Genomic DNA, 840 nt, shown 5'->3' on the forward strand with positions numbered 1-840 from the left:
AGTTTAAACGACAGAACAGGGAAAGTCAGGAAGGGTCATCCGGAGAGAATTCAAGAATATCTCCCGGCTGGCAGTCAAGCTCCCTGCATATGGCATTCAGGGTGGAAAAGCGTATTGCACGAACCTTTCCGGTTTTCAGATTGGAAAGATTAACGTTGGAGATGCCGACCCGTTCTGCCAGCTCGTTCAGAGAAATTTTCCGGTCTGCCATCACCCGGTCAAGTCTTAAAATAATTGCCATTTTTCCATCTCCTTATATTGTCATATCAGCTTCATCCTGAAGATCAATACCATACCGGAAAATTTCTGAAAGGATCAGGGCAAGGATTCCCATTACCAAAATTTCACCGCTGATATCCGGAAAGCGGAAAAAGACAGAATCGAAGAGAAACTTTTCGATCAGGCTGTAATACAAAGTATTTTTAAACAGAGCCATGATGATCAGAATCCATGAAATGACCCGCAGATCTTTTTCCGTTTTTCGAGTAAATGGTGTGTGTTCCTTCAGGGTTCTGTCCAGGATCCGTTTTACAAAAAGAAGAACGATCATAACAGGAAGAAGGGTCAGGATACTTTCAAGAATACCATAAATCAGATAGCTATTCAGAGGATCTGCAATCTGGCCTGATAGATCAGAGGGCAGGGAGAATCCTGTACACCATGCATCTGACCAGGTAAAAAACTGGTGATAATTGTCTGTATACTCATAGTGGAAGGGAACCAGTCCTGCTTTTGCCAGAACAGGGAGCAGGATTAAATAAAACATAGCCAAAAGAAGAAACAGCAAAATCCCTTTCAGAAAAACAGCGGCATATTGACAGGTGGTTAAGGATTTGTTTT

2 protein-coding genes are annotated in these 840 nt (G+C 42.4%); both read right to left on the reverse strand.

The features are described from left to right. Nucleotides 1-25: 25 nt before the first annotated feature. Nucleotides 26-241 (reverse strand): helix-turn-helix domain-containing protein, encoded by a 216-nt coding sequence (locus QVP40_RS03625; RefSeq protein ID WP_022067135.1) that lies wholly within the window; start codon nt 239-241, stop codon nt 26-28. A gap of 12 nt (nt 242-253) precedes the next feature. Beyond that, nucleotides 254-840: DUF2975 domain-containing protein (locus tag QVP40_RS03630; RefSeq protein ID WP_288200310.1), on the reverse strand; the 587-nt coding region annotated here is incomplete at its 5' end.

The sequence above is a fragment of the Blautia sp. CAG:257 genome, from assembly GCF_000433815.1.
GTDB lineage: Bacteria > Bacillota > Clostridia > Lachnospirales > Lachnospiraceae > Blautia_A > Blautia_A caecimuris.